Origin of the sequence: Microbispora sitophila (assembly GCF_014892245.1) — a bacterium.
GTDB classification, from domain to species: domain Bacteria; phylum Actinomycetota; class Actinomycetes; order Streptosporangiales; family Streptosporangiaceae; genus Microbispora; species Microbispora siamensis.
On sequence record NZ_JADBGC010000079.1, the window covers coordinates 1 to 1,861 of the forward strand.

Sequence of the window (1,861 nt, forward strand, 5' to 3'; positions counted from 1 at the left end):
TCAAGAAAGTCGACCACATTGAGATTGGAGGTCATCTTGATGACTGGATCGATAACGGTCTCGTACTATTCGACGTCGTCCTTATGGGATACCCTCCGATTCCCACTTCTCACCCAACCCTGGTTGCCGTTCGGGGCGAAGTTAACGCGATAATTGACCCGTACATCGGTTCGCGGCACCCACTCTTCGTAATATCACCGATCGCTCGCGGGGGATTTAGTGGAGGACCAGTCCTTACTAAGGATGGATGGCTGCTTGGAGTAATGACATCGTCGCTAGTGACGGACCATGCGGCACCCGAGTTGGGGTTCGGTGCAGCCCTGACAGTTGAACCCCTGTGGAACCTATTACATGAGAACCGTGTCTATCCAGGAAAAAATGGGGAGTTCTTCCTTTCGGAGCTAGTTCACGGCTGGGCGGATATTGAACTAGATCCTTCCGATGATCCGCCATTTTAGCTTGGCAAGCCTTGCCGAATTACGCTTGTAGAAGTCAAGGGCGGCGCTCCGCGCCGCCTCGCGGCCCTGCGCCCGCTCGGCGGCCGGGCATGCGGCCTGGGGGCCGGTCCCGGCCGCCGGCGGCTCGGGCCAGCGTCATACCTCTCCCTCGTCTTAGCCAGCTGTAGCGAGGCATCACGCAGCTGTAGGTTGCCCGGGTGGACGTAATCACCCTGCTGGAATGGCTGTTAGAGCGTGGCGTCAACGCCCTTCTCAGGGTGGATGCTGAACGGGGCGGCACTCGCCCTTGGACCTTCCACGCCGTTGGCGGCCAAGGCGAGGAGAAGTGGTGGGTCCGGGTAGACGCAGACTCTGCGGTGGAGTGCCTCCAGAAGGCGCGTGAGGCACTCAAGGCCCGTGGGCTCAACGCTCCTGAACCGCGGTCACATGGAACGGCTGACGCCCCCGGCGGGGGCTCTCCGGCTCCGGGGTGATCGCCCAGGCTCGCGCATCGTCTCTGGCCGTAGATGGCTGGGGTAGGGGCCTGATCACCCCGTCCGCCATCGACCCGGGACAAGCCGAGCAGACCAAGGCCGCCGGGTCCAGGTCGTTCGTCCAGTAGGGCGCTCCACCTGGACCCGGCGGCCTTGGCCCGCTTCCCCTTCGGGCGGGTCGACGGCAGACGGGGTGATCAGGAGGGCGGACTGTACGCGCCGCGCATGTAAGGCCACGGGAGGGTTCCTCCTCGTACGCTGGCCTTCATGGACCTCCGATCTGTGGACTGGGCTGCAATTCCCGGCCCGAAGTGGTACTCGCCCCAATGCGTGGCGGAGGCGTTCAGGGCCTTGATGCGTACAACATGGGCTGACCAGGATCGGGGCTCCGGTATTCGCTCAGCCGTCGGTAATGATCACGCCGGCACGCTCTACCCGGCTGCTGTCGCAGGCACAGATGTATTGCTGCACATCATTTCCACCTGTCCGGGCGCGCCGAGGAACGCCGCCCTGTGCGTCCTGTTGGATTGGTGGGGGTGCTTCCAGCCCGAACCGGGCTTCGAAGCGTACACAGATCAGGACGGACATCGAGTCGAGATCATCCCCGCAATCATGCAGCGAGTAGAACAAGCCGCCGACACCATGCGCGTCATCGCAGAGCACGACACGCGGGCGCGAGGGCTGGTCCGAGAACTGCTCCGCAGCCTCAACCGAGGATGGGTTGTCGAGGAGTAGCAGACGGCCGACAGTTCACCGCAGCCCCACCCCCAGGCAGTTCGCCGGGCCATTAGCGGGCCATTAAGGAGGGTAACGAGGGGGCAACCGCGGTCACTCGTGACCGACCCCAAGCCCAGGTCAGTGCGCCTAACGGCCGTGATCCATGCAATTCCCAAGCTGACAGCGCGGGTTCGATTCCCGTCACCCGCTCCA

At 63.2% G+C, this 1,861-nt stretch carries 2 protein-coding genes; both read left to right on the forward strand.

The window, feature by feature from the left end:
• On the forward strand, positions 1-458 hold a 458-nt coding region (locus IL992_RS47415; RefSeq protein WP_226874986.1), incomplete at its 5' end, for a serine protease.
• Between the two features lie 740 nt (positions 459-1,198).
• Positions 1,199-1,666, forward strand: coding sequence for a hypothetical protein (locus IL992_RS45475; RefSeq protein WP_193209494.1), 468 nt, complete (start codon positions 1,199-1,201; stop codon positions 1,664-1,666).
• The last annotated feature ends 195 nt before the right edge of the window (positions 1,667-1,861 follow it).